At 60.3% G+C, this 24,171-nt stretch carries 25 protein-coding genes; 12 read left to right on the top strand and 13 right to left on the bottom strand.

All coding sequences use genetic code 11. The features are described 5' to 3' along the window. On the top strand, positions 1-186 hold a 186-nt coding region (locus tag GNZ13_RS51855; protein WP_216675305.1), incomplete at its 5' end, for a hypothetical protein. Here the strand turns inward: GNZ13_RS51855 and GNZ13_RS48095 are convergent. Beyond that, complete coding sequence (locus GNZ13_RS48095; RefSeq protein WP_172178255.1) at positions 183-2,015, bottom strand: IS1 family transposase; 1,833 nt, start codon at positions 2,013-2,015, stop codon at positions 183-185. The two genes, GNZ13_RS51855 and GNZ13_RS48095, sit on opposite strands and share 4 nt — an antisense overlap. Positions 2,016-2,365: 350 nt before the next feature. Here GNZ13_RS48095 and GNZ13_RS53290 point away from each other — a divergent pair, with 350 nt between their 5' ends. From GNZ13_RS53290 to GNZ13_RS48065, 7 genes are all read left to right on the top strand, one after another. Then, positions 2,366-2,614: a hypothetical protein gene (locus GNZ13_RS53290; protein ID WP_236002522.1), complete on the top strand. Its 249-nt coding sequence runs from the start codon at positions 2,366-2,368 to the stop codon at positions 2,612-2,614. 50 nt (positions 2,615-2,664) lie between these two features. Beyond that, the gene (locus GNZ13_RS48090) at positions 2,665-3,189 is read left to right on the top strand and encodes a helix-turn-helix transcriptional regulator (RefSeq protein WP_172178253.1); all 525 of its coding nucleotides are present in this window, start codon (positions 2,665-2,667) and stop codon (positions 3,187-3,189) included. A gap of 263 nt (positions 3,190-3,452) precedes the next feature. Beyond that, positions 3,453-3,878, top strand: coding sequence for a DUF1178 family protein (locus tag GNZ13_RS48085; protein ID WP_172178251.1), 426 nt, complete (start codon positions 3,453-3,455; stop codon positions 3,876-3,878). 48 nt (positions 3,879-3,926) lie between these two features. Continuing rightward, on the top strand, positions 3,927-5,123 hold the full coding sequence (locus tag GNZ13_RS48080; protein WP_172178249.1) for an acyl-CoA dehydrogenase family protein: 1,197 nt from the start codon (positions 3,927-3,929) through the stop codon (positions 5,121-5,123). Positions 5,124-5,133: 10 nt separating this feature from the next. Continuing rightward, positions 5,134-6,261, top strand: coding sequence for an acyl-CoA dehydrogenase family protein (locus GNZ13_RS48075; RefSeq protein ID WP_172178247.1), 1,128 nt, complete (start codon positions 5,134-5,136; stop codon positions 6,259-6,261). 32 nt (positions 6,262-6,293) lie between these two features. Continuing rightward, positions 6,294-6,752, top strand: coding sequence for a MaoC family dehydratase (locus GNZ13_RS48070; protein WP_172178245.1), 459 nt, complete (start codon positions 6,294-6,296; stop codon positions 6,750-6,752). Next, a complete protein-coding gene (locus tag GNZ13_RS48065; RefSeq protein ID WP_172178243.1) occupies positions 6,749-7,228 on the top strand; it encodes a MaoC family dehydratase in 480 nt (159 codons plus the stop codon). Before GNZ13_RS48070 ends, GNZ13_RS48065 begins: the two co-directional genes overlap by 4 nt. Positions 7,229-7,378: 150 nt before the next feature. Here the strand turns inward: GNZ13_RS48065 and GNZ13_RS48060 are convergent, their stop codons facing one another. From GNZ13_RS48060 to GNZ13_RS48035, 6 genes are all read right to left on the bottom strand, one after another. Beyond that, positions 7,379-8,080 carry a glutathione binding-like protein gene (locus GNZ13_RS48060; RefSeq protein WP_172178240.1) on the bottom strand — a complete coding sequence of 234 codons (702 nt, stop codon included), beginning with the start codon at positions 8,078-8,080 and terminating at the stop codon, positions 7,379-7,381. Between the two features lie 174 nt (positions 8,081-8,254). Continuing rightward, a complete protein-coding gene (locus tag GNZ13_RS48055) occupies positions 8,255-9,514 on the bottom strand; it encodes an acyl-CoA dehydrogenase family protein (RefSeq protein ID WP_172178238.1) in 1,260 nt (419 codons plus the stop codon). Between the two features lie 62 nt (positions 9,515-9,576). Next, a complete protein-coding gene (locus GNZ13_RS48050; protein WP_172178236.1) occupies positions 9,577-10,683 on the bottom strand; it encodes a phosphotransferase in 1,107 nt (368 codons plus the stop codon). 20 nt (positions 10,684-10,703) lie between these two features. Continuing rightward, positions 10,704-11,420: a histidine phosphatase family protein gene (locus tag GNZ13_RS48045; protein ID WP_172178234.1), complete on the bottom strand. Its 717-nt coding sequence runs from the start codon at positions 11,418-11,420 to the stop codon at positions 10,704-10,706. A 21-nt stretch (positions 11,421-11,441) separates the two neighbouring features. Further along, positions 11,442-12,230, bottom strand: coding sequence for an oxepin-CoA hydrolase, alternative type (locus GNZ13_RS48040; protein WP_172178232.1), 789 nt, complete (start codon positions 12,228-12,230; stop codon positions 11,442-11,444). Then, on the bottom strand, positions 12,227-13,783 hold the full coding sequence (locus GNZ13_RS48035) for a 3-hydroxyacyl-CoA dehydrogenase (protein WP_172178230.1): 1,557 nt from the start codon (positions 13,781-13,783) through the stop codon (positions 12,227-12,229). The genes GNZ13_RS48040 and GNZ13_RS48035 overlap by 4 nt, the downstream gene beginning before the upstream one ends. A 126-nt stretch (positions 13,784-13,909) precedes the next feature. Between GNZ13_RS48035 and GNZ13_RS48030 the strand changes: the two genes are divergently transcribed. Next, positions 13,910-14,557 carry a glutathione S-transferase family protein gene (locus tag GNZ13_RS48030; protein WP_172178228.1) on the top strand — a complete coding sequence of 216 codons (648 nt, stop codon included), beginning with the start codon at positions 13,910-13,912 and terminating at the stop codon, positions 14,555-14,557. 109 nt (positions 14,558-14,666) lie between these two features. On the opposite strand, the gene GNZ13_RS48025 is transcribed toward GNZ13_RS48030, so the two are convergent. Then, a complete protein-coding gene (locus GNZ13_RS48025; protein WP_172178226.1) occupies positions 14,667-15,839 on the bottom strand; it encodes a pyridoxal phosphate-dependent aminotransferase in 1,173 nt (390 codons plus the stop codon). 134 nt (positions 15,840-15,973) lie between these two features. After that, positions 15,974-16,456, bottom strand: a complete 483-nt coding sequence (locus GNZ13_RS48020) for a putative toxin-antitoxin system toxin component, PIN family (protein WP_172178224.1) — start codon at positions 16,454-16,456, stop codon at positions 15,974-15,976. Between the two features lie 58 nt (positions 16,457-16,514). On the opposite strand from GNZ13_RS48020, the gene yaaA reads away from it, so the two are divergent. Then, complete coding sequence (gene yaaA, locus GNZ13_RS48015; protein WP_172178222.1) at positions 16,515-17,297, top strand: peroxide stress protein YaaA; 783 nt, start codon at positions 16,515-16,517, stop codon at positions 17,295-17,297. 34 nt (positions 17,298-17,331) lie between these two features. Further along, positions 17,332-18,486, top strand: a complete 1,155-nt coding sequence (locus GNZ13_RS48010) for a M14 family metallopeptidase (RefSeq protein ID WP_172178220.1) — start codon at positions 17,332-17,334, stop codon at positions 18,484-18,486. A gap of 116 nt (positions 18,487-18,602) precedes the next feature. Here GNZ13_RS48010 and GNZ13_RS48005 read toward each other — a convergent pair whose 3' ends face one another. The 4 genes from GNZ13_RS48005 to GNZ13_RS47990 all read right to left on the bottom strand — a co-directional run bounded on the left by GNZ13_RS48005 (position 18,603) and on the right by GNZ13_RS47990 (position 22,531). Continuing rightward, a complete protein-coding gene (locus GNZ13_RS48005; RefSeq protein WP_172178218.1) occupies positions 18,603-19,268 on the bottom strand; it encodes a BspC domain-containing protein in 666 nt (221 codons plus the stop codon). A gap of 167 nt (positions 19,269-19,435) precedes the next feature. Next, positions 19,436-20,110, bottom strand: coding sequence for an energy-coupling factor ABC transporter permease (locus tag GNZ13_RS48000; protein ID WP_172178257.1), 675 nt, complete (start codon positions 20,108-20,110; stop codon positions 19,436-19,438). Between the two features lie 112 nt (positions 20,111-20,222). Beyond that, positions 20,223-21,098: a response regulator transcription factor gene (locus GNZ13_RS47995; protein WP_172178216.1), complete on the bottom strand. Its 876-nt coding sequence runs from the start codon at positions 21,096-21,098 to the stop codon at positions 20,223-20,225. Between the two features lie 218 nt (positions 21,099-21,316). Beyond that, positions 21,317-22,531: a DUF2863 family protein gene (locus tag GNZ13_RS47990; protein ID WP_172178214.1), complete on the bottom strand. Its 1,215-nt coding sequence runs from the start codon at positions 22,529-22,531 to the stop codon at positions 21,317-21,319. A 271-nt stretch (positions 22,532-22,802) separates the two neighbouring features. On the opposite strand from GNZ13_RS47990, the gene GNZ13_RS47985 reads away from it, so the two are divergent. Further along, positions 22,803-23,918, top strand: a complete 1,116-nt coding sequence (locus tag GNZ13_RS47985; RefSeq protein ID WP_172178212.1) for an AI-2E family transporter — start codon at positions 22,803-22,805, stop codon at positions 23,916-23,918. Positions 23,919-24,171 lie beyond the last annotated feature (253 nt).

Here is a 24,171-nt window from a genome sequence, read left to right as displayed (position 1 = left end):
ACTACAAGCGATTTTCGCCGTCCCCCGCGCACCACCACACAACAAATCAAGGACTTACGACTGCGGTCGGGTCAGGAAATGGCGAAAAACGGTGGCTTTCAGGCGCGAATAGCGAAAGTCGGGCTAATTCGAAGACAGGGGCCGAAATCCCCTGCCTTTTTTATACAAAACGGCGCTTTTGTTTAAGAAAAGTAGAGAATTTCCTGCGGGTCCACCGGTCGCGTCGCCAAACCCAACCGCATCGCCGGCGTTTTCTTGTCTTTCCCTTTCACGCAGAAGTTGTAATACACCCGACAAACCTCAAGCTCCTTAGCCAGCATGGCGGGATTATATGCGGCATATCCGTACCACATGGCGCGCTTACGGCGCACACTCATAACCGGCCTTTCCTCCTTCGTGAGCCGACGACGCGTAATCATGAAAAATCGGTCGACAGCATGAAGTGACGCCTTCAACAGCAAACGTGCCTCATGATTTTCATCGTAGTCACCTAGGTTAGTTTGCCAGCTAATCTCCTTTCCCGGTTCAGCAGCAGACGGTAAGGGATGGGTTACCCAGCTATCGCTCCACCGGCCAAGCTTAACAGCAGCCTTTACGTTTAACTTCATCATTTCGACCTTCGCCGAATATTCGTCGGTGATTCGATGTTTGGCCATAAATTCAATCAAATCCCGTTTCGCATTGGCCGAAGCATTCTTCTTCTCCCAAGCCGAGGCATCTTTTTTCATTTTCACAAAAAAGCCATCAGCAGTACGCGCCTTAATTCTTCCGGCATAGGCAGCCATAAAGGCAGCACGAAACCCTGAATCTTGGTCCATAAAAACGCGAACCTTGGGGGCGTTTTGCAGAAGCCGTGCCAAAAAACGAAAATGCGCGTACATCGTGTAGGTTTCCCGCACTTGCATTCCCTGCTTCGGTAACTGGACCTTATTATCCTTAAAATCAGATTCTTCGATATCGGCTCGTGCATCCGCGTCGACGTATTCTGCTGCAATCTGATGTCGGAGGGCATTATTGAGATTGACTGGTGGCGCCATAATCGACGCCACCACGCGCTTCTGGGCGTCCGTCAGCGCCTCATCGTAGTCTCGCTTCACCCATAGCCGAGCAAAACGACGAAATGGCGGGGAGAGACTGGAGTCGCCTGCCGCAGCTGCCTCTTTCTCAATAACGTCCGAAATTACGGAGCCATCGAAGTTCAAATGCATGCCGAATACATAGCCGCTTTTTAAATCAGCGGTCGCGATTGCATTAAGCTGTATCTCGCGTCGGTCCGCATGGTCATACCAATTAACTGCGTAGTACTGGCGGTCCACCGAAACATACATTTTCGGCAAGACAAATGCGGGCTCCAGCATTTGAGATTCGCGACTTCCCACAAACAAACGGCATTGTTTATGAATAAATTCGAGTTTGTCGTAGACAGCCTTCACCGACAAGGTCGTCGCCTCGACTATGCGAGAAATCGGAACTCGATTGGTAATGAGCGTGAACACGTCCCTATTTTTCTCGGAGCGTCGCTGCCGAATAATCGCCTTCTGTTTTCCTATAAAAGTTTTTTTGCAAGACTGACAACGGTATCGAGGAGTCCCAGCTGATGTCTTTCCAAACGAAACATATCGGCCTCCAGCCTTCGATACTGGAATTCCGAACATCGAACAGTTTTCGTTCTTGCACGAACCCTCAATCGCAGGCTTGACCAGATGGGAACTCAGGCGGTTATATTCCTCTGATATTGCGAGATTACTCCTGAGGGGTGATTTTTCACCGCAAAATGCGCATTTGATTTGCGGTAAGCCGCCCATCGCGGCATTCATTGTGTAATCCCCGGGCGATGCAGGTGTGCCTTTTCGCCGATATGGCCGTATTGGCAACGCAGGGTGTCCAAAATTCGGGCATTGAGGAGACTTGCAATGGTTCACCTGAATCCCGGCCACCTCTTCGGGGATGCGGGGCGGTGATGGAGGCTGTGAGCCAGTTTCAGCAGGCTCCTCGCCAGAAATTTTTTCAGACATAGCAATGCCCCACAAGTCCTTGACCTGTGGGGCATCATAGTGAATCAGGCCCCTTCCATCAACACGCTAAGTAAGGGGCAGGGGTCTATGACCGGCAGGGGCTTTGTCATTGTGGGCACGATATTGACTCAATGCGTTACATCCGTGTCTGAAAAACGGGTTCTTGCCCTATGCCATCCGACAGTCTCGCCTCATGGCAGTTGCCGCTCTAGTATCGACGTCTGGCAACGGGTTTGTTATCGCACTTAATTGGGATAACGAAGGGTGTGAGATGGATTCGATTACGGTTGCGTGCGCGCATGGTTGTCACTTGACAACCATGCGCGCACGCACTAAATTGGAGGGTATAGATGGTTCGTGGAATCCATTCCAAGAAAGAGGTTGAGGCCGCGCTGGCTTACGCGGAAACAAACGGCTGGCGTGTCCAGGGTGGTGGCAAAGGTCACGCTTGGGGAAAGATGTACTGTCCCTACAACGACGCGGAATGTCGTTGCGGCGAATTTTGCATATCAAGTGTGTGGAGTACGCCGAAGAATCCCGGCAATCATGCAAAGCACCTCAGGCGTATCGTCGACAACTGCACGACGCGTCAGCAGTAAAAGTGTTCGAAGGGCAAAAACCCGAGGCTGAATGAAGGCAGGAGTAGCTTATGGAATATGTGTTCACCTTGAAGTACCGGCTCGCTGCGGAAGATTGCGATCTTGACGAGATCGTCGAGCGCCTGGGCGAAGCCGGATGCGACGACGCTACTGTCGGCGTGGGGCAACCGGGGCGCATTGCGCTGTTTTTTGCTCGCGAAGGCGCGTCGGCGTTCGAAGCGCTTGTCAGCGCACTCAAAGATATCAAACAGGCAGTGCCGTCCGCGCGCCTTGTCGAGGCGGCGCCGGATTTCGTCGGCCTCACGGATGTCGCAGAGGTCGCGGGCGTGTCACGGCAAAACATGCGTAAGCTGATGTTGAGCCACGCAATCGACTTTCCGCCGCCGGTTCACGAGGGCAGTGCATCGGTATGGCATCTGTCGGACATCCTTGGCTGGCTGACCGCGCGTGGCGGGTACGACATCAAGGCGGACGTATTCGATGTCGCGAAATCGGCCAAGCAGATCAACCTCGCCAAGGAAGCGCTTCAACTTGAGCCGCGGCTTAATCGCCGACTCGAATTTCTTGTGGCTTAAAAGGTGTGCGGCGGGTGCGCGGCTGCCAGCGCGCGAATCTATGAGCGCCCTACGATCAGCGCGCCTTTTCATCTACGGGTTTTCAGTGTGCCGTTCGTCAGTTGATTCACCTTCGGCAGCCCGTTGCGCAAAGCGTTAAAATCGCCCACCGCGTTCGATTTGTCGGCGACGCCTGGCGTCAACGCGCCGTCCGTAAAAATTTACGAACGACCGTTCACAAATTTCCATTTTGCGCTAAACTGGCACGCAAGCCCTGATTCCACATGAAGGTCCTCGATTTACAGTGTCCGCATGGCCATCGGTTCGAAGGCTGGTTTGCTTCGGCTGATGACTTCGAGTCGCAGCAGTCCCGCAAGCTCGTCGAATGTCCGATCTGCGGAGCGAACGAAGTGCACCGCTTGCCGTCGGCCCCCCGACTGAATCTATCGGGAGCGACTGACACGAAAGTCCCTGCAGACGCGGGGGACATGCAGGCGCGTGTGATGCGCGCATTGCGCGAGGTACTGGAAAAGACTGAGAACGTGGGCGACCGCTTCGCTGAGGAAGCACGGCGCATTCACTACAATGAAGCGCCCGCACGCAATATTCGCGGTGTCACGACACCGGAAGACGCGAAAGCCTTGGTCGAAGAAGGCATCGAAGTGATGCCGCTGCCGGTCCCGGCTGCCTTGAAGGAACCGCTGCAATAGTGCAGTGGCTCACTGGCAGCGGGCGGTTGCGGCCAGGAGACACTACGCATGAATCTGGATTATTCCCCCGCTGACAACGCGTTCCGCGCCGACATCCGCGCTTGGCTCGAAGCGAATCTGCCTCGCGAGCTGAGCGACAAAGTACTCAACCACAAGCGTTTGAACCGCGAAGACTTCGCAAGCTGGCACAAGCTGCTCGGCACGCGCGGCTGGTCGGTCGTCGCGTGGCCGAAAGAATACGGCGGCCCAGGCTGGGACGCTACTCAGCGGCATATCTGGGACGAAGAGTGTGCGCGTGTCGGCGCGCCGTCCGTGCTGCCGTTCGGCGTCGCGATGGTAGCGCCCGTGCTGATGAAGTACGGCAATGAGGCGCAGAAGCGCCACTATTTGCCACGCATTCTCGACGGTACGGACTGGTGGTGTCAGGGCTACTCCGAACCGGGCTCCGGGTCCGACCTGGCCTCACTGCGCACGCGTGCTGAGCGCGTTGGCGATCACTATGTGGTCAATGGTCAGAAAACCTGGACCACGCTGGGCCAGTATGCCGACATGATGTTCTGCCTCGTGCGCACCGACAGCGGCGCGAAAAAGCAGGAGGGTATCTCGTTCCTGCTGATCGACATGAAAACGCCCGGTATTACCGTGCGCCCGATCATCACGCTCGACGAAGATCACGAAGTCAACGAAGTCTTTTTCGAAGACGTGAAGGTGCCAGTCGACAATCTGGTCGGCGAAGAGAATCGTGGCTGGACCTATGCGAAGTACCTGCTCGGGCACGAGCGCACCGGTATTGCACGCGTCGGGCAATCGAAGCGCGAACTCGTATTCCTGAAGCGCCTCGCGCTGGATCAGAAGAAGAACGGCAAGCCGTTGCTGCAAGATCCGGTGTTCGCCGCGAAAGTCGCGAGCCTCGAGATCGAACTGATGGCGCTCGAAGTTACCGTGCAACGCGTGGTCGCCAATGAAACGGGCGGACGTGGGCCGGGGCCGGAGGCCTCGATGCTCAAGATCAAGGGCACGGAAGTGCAGCAGGCGCTGACCGAACTGATGTTCGAAGCAATTGGACCGCTTGCCGCACCGTTCGACGTGCCATTCCTCGAAGGCGAACGCGAACATAGCCTCGCCGGTGACGATGACGCCGCGCCGCTTGCCGCGTACTACTTCAACTTCCGCAAGACGTCGATTTACGGCGGCTCGAACGAAATTCAAAAGAACATCATCGCGCAGATGATTCTGGGACTTTGAGGAGCGGCGCATGGACTTCACTTTCAACGACGAACAACAGCAATTTGCTGACGCGCTGCGCCGCTATCTGGACAAGAGCTACGGCTTCGAAGCGCGCCAGGCGATCGTGCGATCGGAAACCGGCGTGTCGGATGCTCACTGGGCAGCTTTTACCGAACTGGGTCTGACTGCGTTGCCGGTGCCGGAAGCCCAGGGTGGTTTCAATGGCAGCCCGATCGACATGCTGGTGGTCATGCAGGAGCTCGGCCGTGCTTTGGTGGTCGAGCCGTATTGGGCGACCGCGGTGGGTGTCGAAGCACTACGGCTGGCGGGCACCGGGCAGGGCGAAGACGCATCGCTGCTCGAACGCGCGGCCCAGGGCGAGATCAAGCTCGCAGTGGCATTTCACGAGCCGCATGCGCGCTACGATCTGTTCGAGGTCGAGACAGCGGTGAACGGCCAGGGCGATCAGCTGACGTTGACCGGTACAAAATCGGTTGTGTTGCACGGCGCACAAGCAGATTACTGGATCGTGCCGGCTCGGCTGAATGGCGAGATCGCGCTCTTTGTTGTTGCCCGCGATGCGGCCGGCGTCAAAGTCACCGACTACCGCACAATCGATGGCCAGCGCGCCGCGACACTCAAGTTCGATGGCACGCCTGCACGCCAGCTCACCGGCAAACACGCAGGTGCCGCGGCGCTCGAGCACATCGCAGATTACGGTACGGTATTGCTCTGTGCGGAAGCGGTCGGCGCGCTCGACGCGCTGAACCATGCAACGGTCGAGTACACCAAAACGCGCCAGCAGTTCGGTCAGCCGATCGCGCGTTTTCAGGCGTTACAGCATCGCATGGTCGAGATGTTGATTCACGCCGAGCAGGCGCGTTCGGTCACTTATCTTGCGGCCGTGCGTTACACGAGCGCAGACGCCGACGAACGTCGCCGTGCGGTCTCCGCAGCGAAGGCGCGGGTCGGTCAGGCCGCCCATTTCGTTGGTCAGCAGGCGGTCCAATTGCACGGTGGCATGGGCGTCACGAACGAAGTCGCGGCGGCGCATCTGTTCAAACGTCTTGCTATCATCGAAACCACATTGGGCGATGTTGATCACCATCTCGCGCGGTTCGCCGCGCTGCCCGGTTTTGTCACCGCCGAAGCCTGATCAACCGCTCGAATCCGATAGGAGGTGTCACGATGGATCTGAGTTTCGAGGACATGGTAGTCGGCACGACTACCGAAATCGGCAAGCATACGTTCACGCGTGAAGAGATCGTCGAGTTCGCGGAGAAGTTCGATCCGCAACCTTTTCACCTGGACGAAGCTGCAGCCGCAGAGTCGCCGTTTCGCGGATTGGTTGCAAGCGGCTGGCACACCTGTTCGGTCATGATGGGCATGCTCGTGCGCAACGCGATCGCGGGTTCCACGTCGATGGGCTCGCCCGGAATCGACGAGATCCGCTGGTTGAAGCCGGTTCGCGTCGGTGACACGATCACGATGATGAACGCTGTACTCGACAAGCGCGTTTCGGAGAGTAAGCCGGATCGCGGCATCGTTTCGACGCAGTGGGAAGGCATCAACCAGCATGGCGAAACGGTGATCACTGTGCGCTCCAAGGGATTGTTCGGACTGCGCAATCCGGGAGCCGCGTCATGACGGGCAGCAGCGCAGTACCTGTCGCAACGTTTGGCGATGCAGCGGCGTTGCGTGCGCTGGTTGGCGCTGAACCGCTCGTGAGCGACTGGCTGACAGTCGATCAGGCGAGCGTCGATCGTTTTGCCGAAGCCACCGACGATCGTCAATGGATTCACGTCGACCCCGAGCGGGCGCGGCGTGAGTCGCCGTTCGGTGGTCCGGTCGCGCACGGGTTCATGACGCTGTCGTTGATTCCGGCGTTGCTCGGCAAGACGGTGGCGCTCGAGCAGCGCATGGGTGTCAATTACGGATTGAATCGCGTGCGGTTCACGTCGCCGGTGCTGGTCGGCTCGCAACTGCGCGCACGGTTTGCGGTGGGATCCGTCACCGACGTTGACAACGCCGGCGTGCAGGTTGAGTGGAATGTGACGCTGGAGCGGCAGGGCAGTGAGCGGCCGGTATGTGTCGCGGGGTTCATCACGCGGCATTACTTCTAACCGTCCATTGCCAGCCGGTTGGCAAAAAAGCGCGAGTGGCAGCGATGCCGTCTCGCGCTTTTTTATGTCGACGCTTCTGCGGATGGCAATGCTGCGAATGCTGTCACGGTCAATGCGAACGAGCGCCGATGCCACGGATCGGCGGCACGACTAGTGCTTGGCGTACTGCGTCGCACCGAACAGCATCTCTTTGGCCTTGTCGTCCATGAGTGGCTTGCGGGCCGACGCCAGCACGTCGACGCCGCGTACCACGGCCGGACGTGCGGCAATTTCTTCGTGCCACCGCTTCACATGCGGAAACGTATCCAGTTCGACACCCTGGTTTTGCCACGAGCGTGTCCACGGAAATGCGGCGATGTCAGCGATCGTGTAGTCATTGCCGGCCAGGTACCGCGTCTTGCCGAGCTGCGTGTCCATCACGCCATACAGACGCCGTGTTTCGTTCGTGTAACGGTTGATCGCATATTCGATCGGCTCCGGCGCATAAACGCGGAAATGATGTGTTTGCCCAAACATCGGGCCGAGGCCGCCCATCTGGAACATCAGCCATTGCAGCGTCGCATAGCGTGCGGCCGGATCAGTCGGCAGAAACTTGCCGGTTTTCTCCGCGAGGTAAATCAGAATCGCGCCCGATTCGAACAGTGCGAACGGCTTGCCGTCGGCGTCTTTAGGACCTTCCGAATCGACGATCGCGGGAATCTTGTTGTTCGGGCTGATGGCAAGGAATTCGGGTTTGAACTGATCGCCCGCGCCGATATCGACGCCATGCACCGTGTACTCGAGGCCCGTTTCCTCGAGCATGATGTGAACCTTATGGCCGTTCGGGGTTGCCCAGCTATAGACGTCGATCATCCTGACTCCTTGGTTTCGTGAAAGCGGCGCCGCAAAGGGCGCCGCAATTGACAAAAATTAGAGCACAGATCGAGCGATGCTGCTGGCCGTGCCACCATGAGCCAGGTCTCGACTTCGCGGCGCAATCAGCCGCCGTGAAGCTAACCTCGAACGCCCTTTCAAGCGATCAAACGCTCAAACCCGGGTAATTAGCGTCTCCACGCGAGCCGCGGCACCCGCATCCATATAGCGCGCCAGTTCGAGCTTTGCGATCGCGTTGCGGTGCACTTCGTCGGGACCATCGGCGAAGCGTAACGTCCGTGCGGATGCATACGCATACGCCAACGGAAAATCGTCGCTGACGCCGCCACCGCCGTGCGCCTGGATCGCCCAGTCGATCACCTGGCATGCCATATTCGGCGCGACCACCTTGATCATGGCGATCTCGCCGCGTGCGCCCTTGTTGCCGACCGTGTCCATCATGTACGCGGTCTTCAGCGTCAGTAGACGCGCTTGTTCGATCATGCAACGCGCTTCGGCCATGCGCTCCTGTGTGACGCCTTGCGCGGCAACCGGCTTACCGAAAGCGACGCGTTGCATGGAGCGTTTCGCCATGAGTTCGAGCGCGCGCTCGGCGAGGCCGATCAAACGCATGCAGTGGTGGATGCGTCCCGGTCCGAGGCGCCCTTGAGCGATTTCGAAGCCGCGTCCTTCGCCGAGCAGCATGTTGGTGGCCGGTACGCGCACATTTTTGAGCGTGATTTCCATGTGGCCGTGCGGCGCGTCGTCGTAGCCGAATACGGTGAGAGGGCGGTGCACGGTGATACCGGCAGCATCGGCGGGGACCAGAATCATCGACTGCTGCGCATGGCGTGGCGCCTCAGGGTCGGTCTTGCCCATCACAATGTAGATTTTGCAGCGCGGGTCCCCCGCACCGGACGACCACCACTTGTGGCCGTTGATTACGTAGGAGTCGCCATCACGCACGATGCTCGTCTGGATATTGGTCGCGTCCGACGACGCCACTTCCGGCTCGGTCATCAGAAATGCCGAGCGGATGTGCCCTTGCAGCAGCGGTTCGAGCCACTCGCGCTTATTGTCGTCGCTGCCATAGCGCTCGATCGTTTCCATGTTGCCGGTGTCGGGCGCGTTGCAGTTGAACACTTCGGGCGCCCAAGGCACACGGCCCATGATTTCGCACAGCGGCGCGTATTCAAGATTCGTCAGACCGGCGCCGCGTACCGATTCGGGCAGGAACAGGTTCCACAAGCCGGCGTCGCGCGCTTTCTGTTTCAGTTGCTCGATCAGTTCGGTCGGCAGCCATGCGTTGCCGTTCTGACGATTACGCGCGATCTCGGCATAGAACGCCTGCTCGTTCGGATAGATGTGCTCGTCGAAGAAGGCGAGCAGTTTCTCGCGCAACGCCTGAACCTTCGGGGTGTAATCGAAATTCATGTATGACCTCGCGGATGACGAATGACGTTTGTTCGAGAGCGCAACATGGAGCGCCGATGTGCTTAACGTACCTTCTGTGCGTAGCGCCAGGCGAGTTCGGCCATCGGCTTCGCGCGACGGCCGGCGTCGAGCGCCTGAGCGCTGGCCGCAGTGCCGTCGACCACGCGTTTCATGATCCCTTGCAGGATTGCGGCGATGCGGAACATGTTGTACGCCAGATAGAAATTCCAGTCGCCGTGGATCTCGAAGCCCGTGCGCTTGCAATAGCGCTCGACGTACTGCGCTTCGTCAGGAATGCCGAGGGCCGCCCAGTCGAGGCCCGCAATGCCGCGAAATTGCGCCGGATCGACGTGCCACGCCATGCAGTGATAGGCGAAGTCGGCGAGCGGGTCCCCGAGCGTTGACAGTTCCCAGTCGAGTACGGCAAGTACGCGCGGCTCGGTGGGATGGAAGATCAGATTGTCGAGCCGGTAGTCGCCATGCACGACCGAGGCGCGCTCGCTCGTTTCCGCCGGCAGATGCTGCGGCAGCCATTCGATCAGGCGCTGCATGGCGTCGATCGGTTCGGTTTCGGACGCGATGTACTGCTTGCTCCAGCGGCCGATCTGGCGTGCGAAGTAGTTGCCCGGTTTGCCGTAATCGGCAAGACCGATTGCTGTGACGTCGACGCTATGCAGCGCGGCGATCACGCGATTCATTTCGTCGTAAATCGCTGTGCGCTCCGCAGGCGTCATGCCGGGCAAGGACTGGTCCCACAGCACGCGGCCTTCAACGAACTCCATCACATAGAACGCCCGGCCGATCACGCTTTCGTCTTCGCACAAGGCGAGCATATTCGCGACCGGCACGTCGGTGTCGGCAAGCGCATGCATCACGCGGTATTCGCGTTCGACGGCGTGCGCTGAGGGCAGTAACTTCGCAGCCGGCCCGGGCTTGGCGCGCATCACATACGAGCGCGACGGCGTGACCAGTTTGAAGGTGGGATTCGATTGGCCGCCGGCGAATTGCTCCAACGTGAGCGGACCGGCAAATCCGTCGACATGCTGGGCTAGCCACGCGGCGAGCGCGTCGCTGTCGAAGCGTTGTCGCTCGTTGACCGGACGCGTGCCCTCGAAGGCCGAGTAATCGGGTTTGTGTTCTGGTTCGCCGGTCTGTGTGGCTTGTACCATATGTCTCCTCCAGTTCGGGTTCAGCTACGCTTGTATTGAATGAATTGTGCGTAGAGCATTTCCATGGTGGTATTGCGAACGTCGCGATAGAGCGGCGACGGCGGGGAATAGTTGATCGCGCGCAGCACCCAGTCGCGCGGTGCGGCACCGACGTCGAGCGCGTTGATGCAACCGGTGGCCTGCGCCAGATGGCCGAAAAAAGTACGGCCGCCGGCGGTGAGCGCATGCGACAGAATTGCGCGATTCACTCCGCCGTGCAGCACCAGCAGCACGGTGTCCCATGACGTGTCCTCGCGCAATGCCGCCACTGCGGGCAACACGCGGTCGAACAACGCGCCGATGGTTTCGCCATCGAGAAAGCGTGTGCTTTCCGGCACGATGCCGTCGAACACGCCGAGAAATGCCGCTTCGATATCCTGCGGCGGAATGTTGCTGAGCTTGCCGCCGCGAATTTCCTGCCATGCAGGCTCGATGTCGAGGTCGATCCGCTGACCGGTCTCGGCCAGCACACGTTGCGCGGTTTCGACTGTGCGCGGCAAACCGCTCACGATCACCCGATCGAACCGGACCTGCTGCTCGGCGAACACGCGGCCTGCCGCGCTTGCCTGCTCGCGGCCGTTCGCGTTCAACGGCACGGTTTCAGGGTCGATCGCGCGGCCGGAGTCGTCGAAGTAGGTCACGTCGCCGTGACGCATCAGGAAGATGCGCCGGCGCTTGGGGAGTTGATAGTCAGGCATCGTCTCTTCGTTCACTGATGTTCACTTGTAGACCGGAGCGCGTTTTTCGAGGAACGCGGAAATCCCTTCGAGACCGTCGCGATGATGCAGTGAGGCGACAAAGCTGTCGCGTTCGGCAACCAGATGTTCAGCGAGCGGCTGTGCACCGGCCGCGCCGATGAGCCCCTTGATGCGCGCGACCGAATTCGGCGAAATCTTGCCGAGCTCGTCGGCCCAGGCGACGGCGGTGTCACGCACGGCGCCGGTCTTCGCCAGTTTGTTGACGACGCCGAGATCGTGCAGACGCGTCGCGCCGATCGGTTTGCCTTCGATCAGCACTTCGGTCGCCAGCTGGCGTGGCAAGGCTTGCGCAAGAAACCACGACCCGCCGCCATCAGGCGTGAGACCGACGCGCGCATACGACATCACGAATTTGGCGTCTTCCGCGGCGACGATCAGATCGCACGCGAGCGCTAGCGAAAACCCTGCACCGGCGGCGGCTCCGTCAACGGCGGCGATTATCGGCTTCGACGATAATCGCAGCGCCGAAATCCATTCGCCGAGCAGATCGATGCTCTCCGCCTGCACCGACGGATCTTTCGCGCGGTTTTCCAGCAAGCGGTTCAGATTGCCGCCAGCACAAAAGAAATTGTCCGCGCCGGTGATCACGACGGCGCGTATGGAAGGATCGCGCTCGACCGACTCGAGCGCTTCGATGCCCGCGGCATACATGTCCGGATGCAGGGCGTTGCGTGCGCCGGGGTTCGACAGCGTGAGGACCAGCGTCGATTCGCTTTCGGTCGGGCGCGAGGTCAGCAGTTCGGCGCTCATTGTTGGGTCTCCGTTTGAATGTCGGCAGCGTCGCGTTGCGTCAGCGACAGGGCAAGTTGCGCGCGCCGTGCAAGCCAGGGCGACGGGCGATAGCGCGGATCGCCGAGCACGCTGAAGATATTGCGCAAGATGGTGAGGATCGTTTTCGCGCCGAGTGCATCGCCGAGTGTGAGCGGCCCGCGCGGGTAGCCGAGGCCTAGTGTCACGGCGAGGTCGATATCGTCCGGTGTCGCGATCTGTTTTTGCGCGATGTCGCAGCCGATGTTGACGATGGTCGCCACGACGCGTTGCGCGACGAAGCCGGTCGAGTCGCGGATCACGGTGACGGGAACGCCGTCGGCGGCAAATAGTGCGTGGGCGGTCTCGCGTGCGGTGCGGCTGGTGGCGGGTGTCGTCATCAGCGTGCGGCGCTGCGCGGCGGCCAGCGGGAATAGGGCATCGATAGCGACAACGCGAGTTGCATCGAGTGCTTCGTCGACGGCGGCGGTGGTCGCGTCATGACCGAAGGGTGTCACGACGATCAGCGAGTCCGCTGCGGGCGTGGCGCCTTCGTCGAGCTTTACGCCTGATTTGGCGATGAGTTGCACGACGGCGTCATGCGCTTGCGGATAGCGCTTGCTGACCCACACGCTTTGCGGCAGTTCAGTCGGCGCGGGCGCTTCTGCGGGCACTTGCTGCTTGCCGTCTTCATAGCGGTAAAAGCCTTCGCCCGTTTTGCGGCCGATCAGTCCGCCCGCGAGCCGCGTGCCGGTGATCGGCGAGGGCGTGAAGCGCGGCTCTTCATAGAACTGGTGATAGATCGATTCCATCACCGGATGCGATACGTCGAGCGCAGTCAGGTCGAGCAGTTCGAATGGCCCGAGGCGAAAGCCTGCCTGCTCGCGCATGATGCGGTCGATGTCGGCGAAGCTCGCAACGCCTTCGCCCGCTACGCGCAGGCCCTCGGTATTCATGCCGCGGCCGGCGTGATTGACAATGAAGCCGGGCATGTCTTTCGCACGCACTGGCGTGTGGCCCATGCGGCGCGTGAGATCCATCAACGCGTCGCCAGTGGCGGGATCGCTGCGCAGGCCGTCGATCACTTCGACGACCTTCATCAACGGAACCGGATTGAAGAAGTGATAACCGGCCACCCGTGACGGATTCGTGCAGCCCGCTGCAATTGCGGTAATCGACAACGATGAGGTGTTAGACGCCAGCACGCAACGGCCGCTCACCACCGTTTCGAGCTCGCGAAAGAGGGCCTGCTTCACATCGAGCTTTTCGACGATCGCCTCGACGACCAGGTCGCAATCGGCCAGATCGCCGATGACCTGCGCGCCGCTCACGTTTGCCAGCGCGGCGAGCGAGCGGGCCTGGTCGAGCTTGCCTTTGGCGGTCAATTTGGCGAAAGTCTCGGCAAGGTAGTCGCGCGCGGCGCCGATCGCGGCGGGATTCGTGTCGTAAAGACGCACGGTGAGGCCCGCCAGCGCGGCAATCTGGGCAATGCCACGGCCCATTGCACCGGTTCCGACAATGCCGATAGTCTCGATGCTGAAATTGCGAGAGGTCATTGTGATGCTCGACTCCATGGTTATTTTAGAATAGCACGATCGTGCAATTTACTGGATGATTGATCGAAGACCGCTGCTTTGATTTTGACGAGCGGCCTCAAACAACCCGAAGGAAGGAGACACCCGATGATCAAGCTGTGCGGTTTCGCGCTTTCTAACTATTACAACAAGGTGAAGTTCGTGCTTCTCGAACACGGCATTCCGTTCGAGGAGGTGTTCGTGCTGCCGAGCCAGGAAGAGACGATGCTCGAGCATTCTCCGCTCGGCAAGGTGCCCTATATCCAGACCGAACGCGGCGATCTGTGCGAATCGCAAAGCATCGTCGAATATCTGGCCGCGCGGTTTCCCGACAAGGCGATTTTCTCCACTGATCCGTGGGAAGCAGCCAAGGAGCGCGAGTTGATCACGTTCGTGGATGTGCATCTCGAACTGACCGCGCGCAATCTCTACAAGGAAGCGTTCTTCGGCGGCACCGTGACTGACGCGACCAAGGGGCGCGTCGAGAAGCTGCTCGCGCATCACATCGTCGGCTTCAAGCGGATTGCGAAATTCGGGCCGTATTTGCGCGGCGAGCGTTTCAGTGTCGCCGACGCAGCAGGTTATGTGAGCTTGCCGCTGGTCGGCATGGCGACGCAGACTATCTATGGCCGCGATTTCCTGCTCGACGCCGGCGTGGACTGGAAAAGCTATGTGAAGGCGATCAACGCCCGGCCGGCCGCGCAGCGCGTGACAGAAGATCGCAAGGCGCATATCGCAGCTTCGCGTCCGGCCTGAGGCGTGACGGTGTTGCAGGTGAAATGAGCCCGGGCGTGCAACGCACACGCGGGCCGCTGCGCGCGATGGCGAGGAACGTGGGTTCGTTCGCAGCATCGCGCGGGGCGCCCTAGAGCCGCGCCAGCCGGTCGAGCGCGGTGGCGAGTGTGGCTTCCTGCTTGGCAAAGCAGAAGCGCACCACGCCCGATTCATGCGCCTCGTGATAGAACGCCGATACCGGAATCGCCGCGACACCGATCTCGCCGGTCAGCCATTGGGCGAATTCGGCTTCGGGCAGATCGCTGATCGCCGAATAGTCGACGCACTGAAAGTATGTGCCCGTGCAAGGCAGCAGCTTGAAGCGTGAATTCGCGAGGCCGGCGCGGAAGAAGTCGCGTTTCTTCTGATAAAACGCGGGCAGATCCAAATACGGTGCCGGATCCTTCATATATTCCGCGAGGCCGACCTGCATCGGCGTGTTGACCGTGAACACGTTGAACTGGTGCACTTTGCGAAATTCAGCGGTGAGCGCGGCGGGTGCGGCTACGTAGCCGACTTTCCAGCCGGTGACGTGATAGGTCTTGCCGAAGCTCGACACCACGAAACTGCGCTGCGCCAGTTCCGGATAGCGCGCAACGCTTTCGTGCGGCGCGCCGTCGTACACCACGTGCTCGTACACTTCGTCCGACAAAATCAGCACATTGGTGCCGCGCACGATTTCTTCGAGCTTGCGCATGTCTTCCGCACGCCAGACCGTGCCGGTCGGATTGTGCGGCGTGTTGATCAGCAGGAGCCGCGTTTTCGGCGTGATTGCGGCGGCGAGCTTGTCGAACGGGATCGCGTAGTCGGGCGCGTCGAGCGTGACGAATACCGGTTTGCCGCCGGCCAGCTCGATCGACGGCAGATAGCTGTCGTAGGTCGGCTCGACCACGATCACTTCGTCGCCCGGATGCACAGTGCAGAGAATTGCCGTCAGCAGCGCCTGCGTGGCGCCTGCCGTCACGGTGATCTCGCTGGTGGCGTCGTAGCGGCGGCCGTACAGGTTCGCGAGCTTGTCCGAAATCGCCTGACGCAGCGGCGCGGCGCCGGCCATCGGCGGGTATTGGTTGTGGCCGTCACGCATCGCGTTCGCGACCGCGTCGACAATGCGGGGATCGCAGCCGAAGTCGGGAAAGCCCTGGCCGAGGTTCACCGCACCTTTCTCGGTGGCGAGCGCGCTCATCACGGTAAAAATCGTCGTGCCGACGTCCGGCAGGCGAGACGGAAACGAGGGACTCATGGGCGTGTCGTGCGGTGCATTCATGGCGCTGTCCGGAGCGTGGTCGAGTGAGTTGGCGAATTGACAGGGGGCGTCGTTCAAAAGGACGAAGCCCGATTGTAGGGAATCGCGGCGCTATGTGCGCGCGGTCGGCCCGACGTTGGCCATTCGGCCAGGGGTCATACGGGCGCTGGCCCGTCTGTCATACAGGAGCCGACAAACGGCGCCGGCTGCGCAATCTGGAAGCCGAAGTCACGCGCAATCCGCTTGGCGAGTTTCAACACCGCGCGGTCTTTCGACACCAGCCAGTCCGCCCGCGCGGCGTGCGCGAGTTCGAGGAATTTCTGGTCGTCGCGGTCTTTGCATTTGGGCAACGGCCTCGCATCTTCCGCGGGTGCAGCGGGTTCGACCAGCTGAGCCAGGCGTGCCACGACGGCAAGCGCCGCCGCCTTGTCGACATTGCGATGCACGAATTGCGGGTAGTCGAGCACGTAGGTGAGTTCGGCGAGGCAGCGCGCGTCGATCAGCGCGGCCAGCGCGCCACTTTCGAGCGCGGCGCGGATCGGCCGCGTGTGCGGATCGTCGAACACGAGAATATCGATCCAGACATTGGAATCGAGGACGACGCGCAAAGCGCCGTGTGAGGCGTGGGAACCGGGCATTCGTTACAATCTGGCTTTCGTCTTTGACCGCCAGGCACGGCGTGCCTGCAAGGCCTCTATGATAATCGTTCTGTCGCCGGCGAAATCGCTCGACTACGAAACCCCTCCGCATGTCAAAAAGCACACGATCCCCAATTTCGTCGACGATGCAGCCGAATTGATCGGTGGATTGCGCCTTTTGTCGCCGCAGCAGATCGGCTCGCTGATGAGCATTTCCGATCAGCTTGCACACCTCAATTTCCAGCGTTACGCGGAATGGTCGCCCAGTTTCGGCACGCACAACGCCAAGCAGGCCATGCTCGCGTTCAACGGTGATGTGTACGAAGGCTTCAACGCCAGGACGTTGTCGTCGGCAGATCTGGATTACGCGCAGAATCACGTGCGAGTGCTTTCCGGCCTGTACGGATTGCTGCGCCCGCTCGATCTGCTGCAACCGTATCGCCTCGAAATGGGCACGCGCTTTGCCAACACGCGCGGCAAGGATCTGTACGCGTTCTGGGGCGAACGGATCACGCAGGCTTTGAACGTGCAACTGAAGAAGCGCGCTGCCGCCTCGCGCGTGCTGGTCAACTGCGCTTCCGGTGAGTATTTCAAGTCAGTCAAGCCCAAGCTGCTCGAAGCGCCGATCGTCACACCGGTGTTTGAAGACTGGAAGGGCGGCCGCTACAAGATCATCAGTTTCCACGCAAAGCGCGCGCGGGGTCTGATGGCGCGCTACGCGGTCGAAAACCGTCTCGACAAGCCCGAGCAGTTGAAGGACTTCGACTCCGAAGGCTACGCGTTCAATGCCGAGGCCTCGAACGATTCCACTTACGTATTCCGCCGCCGTATCGCTGACTAAGCGATCGCGGCGCGCACAAGCAGGGAAGAACATCATGACGTTATCGATTACGAGCAACTTCGATGCGGGCGCGATCGAAGTGCTGGCCTGCGAAGACGCCGGCAACATCCGTCTGCGCGTGCGGCCCGACAGTCACGCCGAGTTCGCGCAGTGGTTTTACTTCCGTTTGTCCGGCGCGGCCGGCGAGCGCTGCGTGATGACCTTTGAAAATGCCGCAGCGTGCGCTTTCGCCGAAGGCTGGCGCGACTATCAGGCAGTGGCAAGCTATGACCGGGTGAACTGGTTTCGTGTGCCGACTTCCTACGACGGCCGTGTGATGACGATCGACCACACGCCGGATTTCGACAGCATTTATTACGCGTATTTCGAACCGTATAGCGAGGAACGTCACTCGGAGTTTCTCGGCGCGGTCCAGCAGATGCCGCAGGCCACGCTTACGGAGTTGGGCAAGACCGTCGAAGGCCGGCCGATGTCTCTGCTGACGCTTGGCACGCTGCAAACCGGCGATACGCCCAAGAAGAAAATCTGGCTGATCGCGCGCCAGCATCCTGGCGAGACGATGGCGGAATGGTTTATCGAAGGTCTCGTCAAGCGTCTCGCGGGTTGGGGCGATTGGGCGGGCGATCCGGTAGCGCGCAAGCTCTACGATCACGCGGTGTTCTACATCGTGCCGAATATGAATCCGGATGGCAGCGTGCACGGCAATCTGCGCACCAACGCGACGGGCGCGAACCTGAACCGCGAATGGATGGAGCCGGACGCCGCGCGCAGTCCTGAGGTGCTGGTGGTGCGTGACGCAATTCGCGCGATCGGTTGTGACCTCTTTTTCGATATCCACGGCGACGAGGCGCTGCCGTACGTGTTCGTGGCTGGCTCCGAAATGCTGCCGGGTTTCACGGAGCGGCAGGCAGAGGAGCAGAAAGCGTTCATCGAAGCATTCAAGCATGCGAGTCCGGATTTTCAGGATAAGTACGGCTACGCAGCGAGCAAGTATCGTGAGGACGCGCTCAAGCTGGCTTCAAAGTACATCGGTAACGAATTCGGCTGTCTGTCGTTGACCTTGGAGATGCCGTTCAAGGACAACGCCAATCTGCCTGACGAGAGGGTGGGTTGGAACGGGGAGCGTAGCGCGTCGCTGGGCGCCGCCATGCTGCAGGCGATTTTGCGGCATGTGGAGACATTCGCCTGACCGGATGCCGTACAAAAAACGGGGCACACACTTTGGAAGTGTGTGCCCCGTTTCTTTGGAGGGTGCCAGCACGACCCGCAGCGTGAGTCAGTTGAAACGGCCGCGGGTCATGTTCGTTATTGAGTCTTTTTCGCCGTGGACTTCTTGGCGGTCGATTTGCCCGAAGACTTGCTGGAAGCTACTCGCGAAGATTTCCCCGAGCTTGCCTTCGAGGACTTTCCGGTCGCTTTCTTCGTAGTTTTGCCACTAGCAGAGTGGTTGCCCTTCACACTCTTATGCTTGCCCGAGGACGCCCGCGATCCCGTAGAGCCGGAGCTATGCGCGCGGGCTGGCGGCACCGGATCGTTCCAACTGAACGCCAGCATCTGATTGCCCACGTAGCCGCAGCGGAATTTGAGATCGGCTGGATCTCCGCTGCCGCTCTGGCGGATACCGAGGCCCTCGACGGTAACGATGTTGTCCACCTTGACGCGCTGCTTGCCCTCGTCGAACGAATCGTTCCAGGGCGTGACCGACGCATGTGCGCTATCGAAGGAGCTGGGTGGAAATTCGACATGGTCGAAGGCGGTTGATGTGCTTGCAACAAAATTGCCATGAGCAGCGCAGTCCGCGACTAGCGGGTCTGCATGCATGTCATTGACAAATTTGTTGACGAGATCGTTGTGCTGTTCGAGTTGATCGGCGTATGCGGGAGCAGCGCAAAGGAGCGAGAGACCCGCTGCAAATGTTGCTAACCCGCCGACCAACTGCAGCAATCGGCGCGGTACGTTGGTGCGATCCATCTAGTTCGTTAGACGCTAATGAGACATGAGGCACGTAAGATGCCCGGCGAGAGGGATGAGTTCAATCCTGACACAAATATTTTGTCCTGTCGTGGTGCATGGACTCAGGCGCTTTATGTGCCGAGATGGCCGATTGCTGCAGATACGTGCTCGATGCCGCGCCCGTGTCAGGTGCGTGGGCCGCCCAATCGATATCGACGCACATCATAAGTGGTAACCCACGCCGGGCGGTAGACCGCGATCAATGCCGTCGACATGCCCGTGAACCAGGCCTCGCCGGTAGCTAGCAGAAGCACACTGAACGCGTAGCCGGCCGGCACCACGGTCATCGAGCCGTCGGCGAGCGCGATGTGAACGCCGAGTGCCGCGGCCGCCGTGAGCGATACGGCAATGGCGGGTGAGACAAAACCCTGGCCGAAGATAAACATGAAGAGGTTACGCGGCAGCCAGGCGATGCTGGCGCGCTGGATCAAGGTCGAGATGCCGACAGGCAGCGCTCCGAACACGAGGAAAGTCAGCGCGATGCCCTGCCAGGGGGCGTCGAAGACGACGGCGGCAAGACCCGTGACTATCGCCATGGCGATCAGCGCGAGCGCCCAATCGAATAATGTGACGACCAGCGTGGCGCCGAGCAGATGCATGACAGTGCCGTCGTCGAGCCACGCGTTGCTCGCCCACAGCACCGACACCGCGACGATGATCGCGAGCCAGACATGCTGGAGTGTGCCGTCCTGAAGTCGTTTGAAAGGATTTTTCCACAGCGCGAGCGCGACCACTATCGCAGTGGCGATCCAGCCACCGACAGCGACCCAGAACGGAAGCGGTGTGTAGAGGAAACCCATGTATCTCATATTACTCGTTGGACGAGAAAAGGTGTGAGCGGATTCCATGCCAGCCGGCGCGAACGCTGCCAGAAAGGGCGCGTTCCGATTCTGGCGCGAGCGCCGGCTGACGTTACGCCGAACCTTGCGTGACCTGTTCCGTTGTCGGCCCGGCGGGCGCATCGCCGTATGGCGTGCTCGGTTCGGCCGCCATTGGCAGCGTGTCGCCCGTGTCGTTCGCGGGCAACGGATACTGGAAGCGCCGCAGTATGCGGCGCCGCAATGGCACCACGCCGGCTTGCCCCATTACCGGACGAGAAGGACCTCCGTCATCGTTGCGCAGTACTTGCAAATGAGCCGACAGCCAGCCGTTATAGAGCGCGACCGCGGCGGCACGATTAGGCGCTCCGAGTTGTTGAAATATGCTGGTCAGGTGGATCTTGACGGTGCCTTCACTAATGCCGAGCGTGCGCGCGATCATCTTGTTGGTGCTGCCCATGTGGACGCAGCGCATGATTTGCTCCTGGCGGGGCGATAGGCCGTTGGAGAGTTTGGTCCGGCGCGGTGGCGGATTCTTTTCATCGAACAGCCGGATGGCGGCATCCGGCGGTAACGGAGGATTGAGCGCCAACGCGCCCGGCGGCACATAGTGACCACCCAGCAGAACCATCTCGAAAGCGCGCACGATCAGGCACGGGTCGGTTTCGCGCGGAACCACGCCGAGTACACCTTCGTCCATGAGGTCCCGTACGACGGTTGGAGAGACCTCGTCGGTCAGCACTGCAATGCGCAGGTCAGGGTAATGGCTGAGCAGATGACGGGTATCGTCAACCGACATCCAGTCCTGCCAATCGATCACGAGCAGGTCGGGCCGCAGGCGCTTGAGCGTACGCTCAACCTGACGCCAATCCTGTGCTTCGTTAAAGCGCGCCAGCCGGTCGATTTGCCGCAGCAGTGCTTTGAGTCCATCGCGTCGTTCCGCGTCTGAGTTGAGTATTGAGAATCGCATGCCATGTCTCCAGATGAATCGGGCGAGGTGGCGCGATGCGTGCGGGCCGGCGAGGGTGCCGGGCGCATTACGATGCACCACCGGCACTATGATGACAAATTCCCTTCGTTTTGACCGCCTGTCCAAAAGGCATAGGAGGAATGACATAAAAAAAGCCCCGCGCGCGGCGGGGCTTCCTGATGGCAACGGTGCGGCGCAATGACGCCGGCACCGGTGGGTCAGTGGAAATGCGGTTGCGCGGGCTCCGCGTCCTCCGGCATTTCGGCGTGGACGATTTCGCCGAGCGGGTCCGCATAGAGCGGGACACCACAGTCATCGCAATATTCTGGCTCGAAGCGGCCCGCGTGGCGGCGCACGTCTGTCACACCGGTTTCCTTGAGCAATGCGACGATTTCTTCGAGAGGATCGTCCGACGCAGCGGTCTCTTGCGGTTCTTCATCGATGCCAGGCTCGCCGTTCTCGCGGCCGTAAAGTGGCCAGACGACGCCGTAGATCACATCATTGCTGCCCCGGCGCGTGAAGCCGACGCGGTATTCGTCGATGCGGCGCTCGCCGAAGCCCGCGACAACCGCGCGCAACTCCTGTGGTGCCGCGCCGATTGTGTCGAACAGATAACGCACGGCGGTACGTACCGTGTGAGGGCGCACGCTTTCGTCGGCGTCGCGGCAGGCTGAATAATAGGCATCCGGCAGCAGACATTCGAATTCACATCCGGGCAGCACCAACGACAGATTGGCGCCCCCTTGCGTTGCCCATTGTTCGAGGCATTGGCCGCGCTCGATCCGGCTGCCGTTCTCTTCTTCCTGCCAGCGAAACGCCGGCTCGCCCACCGGCGCCGCGACCACAGCCAGCAGAAAGCGCGGGTCGGCGAGGATTGGCGAAGTTTCCGGCAGTTCGCCAAAATTGAGTTTGACGTTGCCGCCAGCCATCGCTGCTTGAGCAAGTTGCTGGGCAATACGCCAGGTTTCGACGTGGTGACGCGGCAGTTGGTCGATGCTGTAAAGGAACGGCACCATGGCGACACGCGTATTGGCCGCGAGCACGTGCGCCTGCAGATGTGCGCGCAGGGCGTCGGCCGCGTCCGCTTTGAGCGGACCGGAAGGAATCATGTAGCGAGTCCAGGCCAGCACCGGCGCGGCAATCAGCAACGCTTCATAAGGAGCGCCTTCATGTTCGACGATGAACGACTCGCTGTGCGTTTCCGCCATGTCGGCGAGTGCACCGTAAGCATCAGGATGATTCTGCTGCAGATGGTCGAGCGCGGCGTCCAGCGTTGTCTGGTTGGCGTTGCGGACGATCTTGGCCAGCAACGCATCGAGCTTCGCTTCCCAGAAGCGGTCTTCGGTGCGGCTGCCCGACGCGAAAAGCGCGAGCGAAAGACCGACAAGCTTGTCGGCATCGGGGGGGAGACGTTTGGCGATTCGCGAGCGCATAAATCCGGAAATTGGGGGGCACAGAACCTTATATTCTAGTCTTTTCTATGCCGCCATATTATTTGGCTGACTATGCCGGATGGATCGGGGCATTTCCACATCAAAAATAAGCCCGTTGCGAGCGCCGTCAGATGCGTTGCGTGGCGTCCTGGCCGGATGATATAAGACATGCCCGGAGGCGTGACTCGCTTCTATACTGACTGCCTTCAGTGGGCGCCTGGCAAGCGTATGTCTATTCGTCGCTGTGGTCTGGCACAACAGGAGATTCATAGTGAAATCGGACCAACTGATTGAGCGTCTCGCCGCAGTGTTCGCGTTGATCGTATTGGTGGGCGGCTCCCTGCTGGTGCTTGCGCCTTTTACGACCGCGCTGCTGTGGGGCGCCATCCTCAGTTATAGCTCGTGGGGCTTGTACCGGCGGCTCACTGCGGCAGTCGGGGGGCGGCGGAAGCTGGCCGCGACGTTGATCGTGCTCATCATTCTGGTTGTGGTTCTTGGCCCGTTCGTCTACGCGGGCTTTGCTTTTGGTGCGCACGTTCACGACATCGTCGCATTGGTACAAAGGCTCTTCGAGGCTGGCTTGCCGGATTTGCCGCCGTGGGTGGGGCGAATCCCGCTGATTGGCTCGAACATCGAGGCGTTTTGGGCAAATGTAACGAGTAGCAACTCTGAACTGATCGCACAAATGCGTGCGCTTGCGGCGCCGGCCGGCAAGTGGATCCTGGCGGCTGCGATTGCCGTTACGCACGGTCTGGGATTGTTGGCGCTGAGTATCGTGCTCGCGTTCTTCTTTTATACCGGAGGGGAGGGCGCGGCGGCCTGGCTGAGAGCGGGCATGCGGCGTATCGCCGGCGAACGCGCCGATTACTTGCTGACGCTGGCGGGCAGCACGGTGAAGGGCGTGGTCTACGGAATTCTCGGCACCGCGCTTGTGCAAGGCATTCTTGCCGGCTTCGGTTGCTGGATTGCGGGCGTCCCGGCGCCGGCGCTGCTTGGGCTGGCGACGTTCTTCCTGTCAGTTATACCGGGCGGCCCGGTTGTCGTCTGGTTGCCCGCGGCGATCTGGCTGTATCACGGCGGCGCAACGGGTTGGGCAATCTTTCTTGTTGTGTGGGGCGTGTTGGTCGTCAGCATGTCTGACAATGTCATCAAGCCGATCCTGATCGGCAAGAGTAGTGACATGCCGCTGATCCTGGTGATGCTGGGTATCCTGGGCGGAGCGTTTGCTTTCGGCTTCCTTGGTGTTTTCATCGGCCCAACGTTGCTGGCGGTTGCCTATACGGTGCTGCACGATTGGACGATCGGCGCCCCGGCGGCGCAAGCTCTGGCGTCCGACGTGGAAGTGCCGGTTGCCGATGAACCGGGGCGCATAGAAAAGACGCCTTGAAATAAATTCCAGATACCGCTTGCAAGGGGCCGTTCGGCTCGCTAGAATCTCGCTCTTTCGTGCCTCGGACACCGGGGCGCGGGAGGCGGGAGAGCCAGCAGTGGCAAGGCTTTCAGCGAAGTGAACGGGTTGAGAAAGTTAGAAAAACCTGTTGACGGCGTAGCGAAAGTTCTTCATAATCTCGTTTCTCTGCTGCTGATGCAGCGACGCAGAACGAAGCGGTGCCGGGTGGTTGGAAGTTCGGTGCTGGTTC

Source organism: Paraburkholderia elongata, assembly GCF_013177735.1.
Lineage (GTDB): Bacteria > Pseudomonadota > Gammaproteobacteria > Burkholderiales > Burkholderiaceae > Paraburkholderia > Paraburkholderia elongata.
This window is presented reverse-complemented; position numbering and strand designations above follow the sequence as displayed.

Excerpts from the sequence above, each read along its gene's own strand:
- GNZ13_RS48080 (WP_172178249.1), top strand. The coding sequence starts at position 3,927 with ATGAATCTGGATTATTCCCCCGCTGACAACGCGTTCCGCGCCGACATC.
- GNZ13_RS47990 (WP_172178214.1), bottom strand. The coding sequence starts at position 22,531 with ATGCGCTCGCGAATCGCCAAACGTCTCCCCCCCGATGCCGACAAGCTT.
- GNZ13_RS48090 (WP_172178253.1), top strand. The coding sequence starts at position 2,665 with ATGGAATATGTGTTCACCTTGAAGTACCGGCTCGCTGCGGAAGATTGC.
- GNZ13_RS48010 (WP_172178220.1), top strand. The coding sequence starts at position 17,332 with ATGACGTTATCGATTACGAGCAACTTCGATGCGGGCGCGATCGAAGTG.
- GNZ13_RS48065 (WP_172178243.1), top strand. The coding sequence starts at position 6,749 with ATGACGGGCAGCAGCGCAGTACCTGTCGCAACGTTTGGCGATGCAGCG.
- GNZ13_RS48035 (WP_172178230.1), bottom strand. The coding sequence starts at position 13,783 with ATGACCTCTCGCAATTTCAGCATCGAGACTATCGGCATTGTCGGAACC.
- GNZ13_RS48005 (WP_172178218.1), bottom strand. The coding sequence starts at position 19,268 with ATGGATCGCACCAACGTACCGCGCCGATTGCTGCAGTTGGTCGGCGGG.
- GNZ13_RS48055 (WP_172178238.1), bottom strand. The coding sequence starts at position 9,514 with ATGAATTTCGATTACACCCCGAAGGTTCAGGCGTTGCGCGAGAAACTG.
- GNZ13_RS48025 (WP_172178226.1), bottom strand. The coding sequence starts at position 15,839 with ATGAATGCACCGCACGACACGCCCATGAGTCCCTCGTTTCCGTCTCGC.
- GNZ13_RS48085 (WP_172178251.1), top strand. The coding sequence starts at position 3,453 with ATGAAGGTCCTCGATTTACAGTGTCCGCATGGCCATCGGTTCGAAGGC.
- GNZ13_RS47995 (WP_172178216.1), bottom strand. The coding sequence starts at position 21,098 with ATGCGATTCTCAATACTCAACTCAGACGCGGAACGACGCGATGGACTC.
- GNZ13_RS48000 (WP_172178257.1), bottom strand. The coding sequence starts at position 20,110 with ATGGGTTTCCTCTACACACCGCTTCCGTTCTGGGTCGCTGTCGGTGGC.
- yaaA (WP_172178222.1), top strand. The coding sequence starts at position 16,515 with ATGATAATCGTTCTGTCGCCGGCGAAATCGCTCGACTACGAAACCCCT.
- GNZ13_RS48020 (WP_172178224.1), bottom strand. The coding sequence starts at position 16,456 with ATGCCCGGTTCCCACGCCTCACACGGCGCTTTGCGCGTCGTCCTCGAT.
- GNZ13_RS48095 (WP_172178255.1), bottom strand. The coding sequence starts at position 2,015 with ATGTCTGAAAAAATTTCTGGCGAGGAGCCTGCTGAAACTGGCTCACAG.
- GNZ13_RS48045 (WP_172178234.1), bottom strand. The coding sequence starts at position 11,420 with ATGCCTGACTATCAACTCCCCAAGCGCCGGCGCATCTTCCTGATGCGT.
- GNZ13_RS53290 (WP_236002522.1), top strand. The coding sequence starts at position 2,366 with ATGGTTCGTGGAATCCATTCCAAGAAAGAGGTTGAGGCCGCGCTGGCT.
- GNZ13_RS48060 (WP_172178240.1), bottom strand. The coding sequence starts at position 8,080 with ATGATCGACGTCTATAGCTGGGCAACCCCGAACGGCCATAAGGTTCAC.
- GNZ13_RS48050 (WP_172178236.1), bottom strand. The coding sequence starts at position 10,683 with ATGGTACAAGCCACACAGACCGGCGAACCAGAACACAAACCCGATTAC.
- GNZ13_RS48075 (WP_172178247.1), top strand. The coding sequence starts at position 5,134 with ATGGACTTCACTTTCAACGACGAACAACAGCAATTTGCTGACGCGCTG.
- GNZ13_RS48030 (WP_172178228.1), top strand. The coding sequence starts at position 13,910 with ATGATCAAGCTGTGCGGTTTCGCGCTTTCTAACTATTACAACAAGGTG.
- GNZ13_RS48040 (WP_172178232.1), bottom strand. The coding sequence starts at position 12,230 with ATGAGCGCCGAACTGCTGACCTCGCGCCCGACCGAAAGCGAATCGACG.
- GNZ13_RS48070 (WP_172178245.1), top strand. The coding sequence starts at position 6,294 with ATGGATCTGAGTTTCGAGGACATGGTAGTCGGCACGACTACCGAAATC.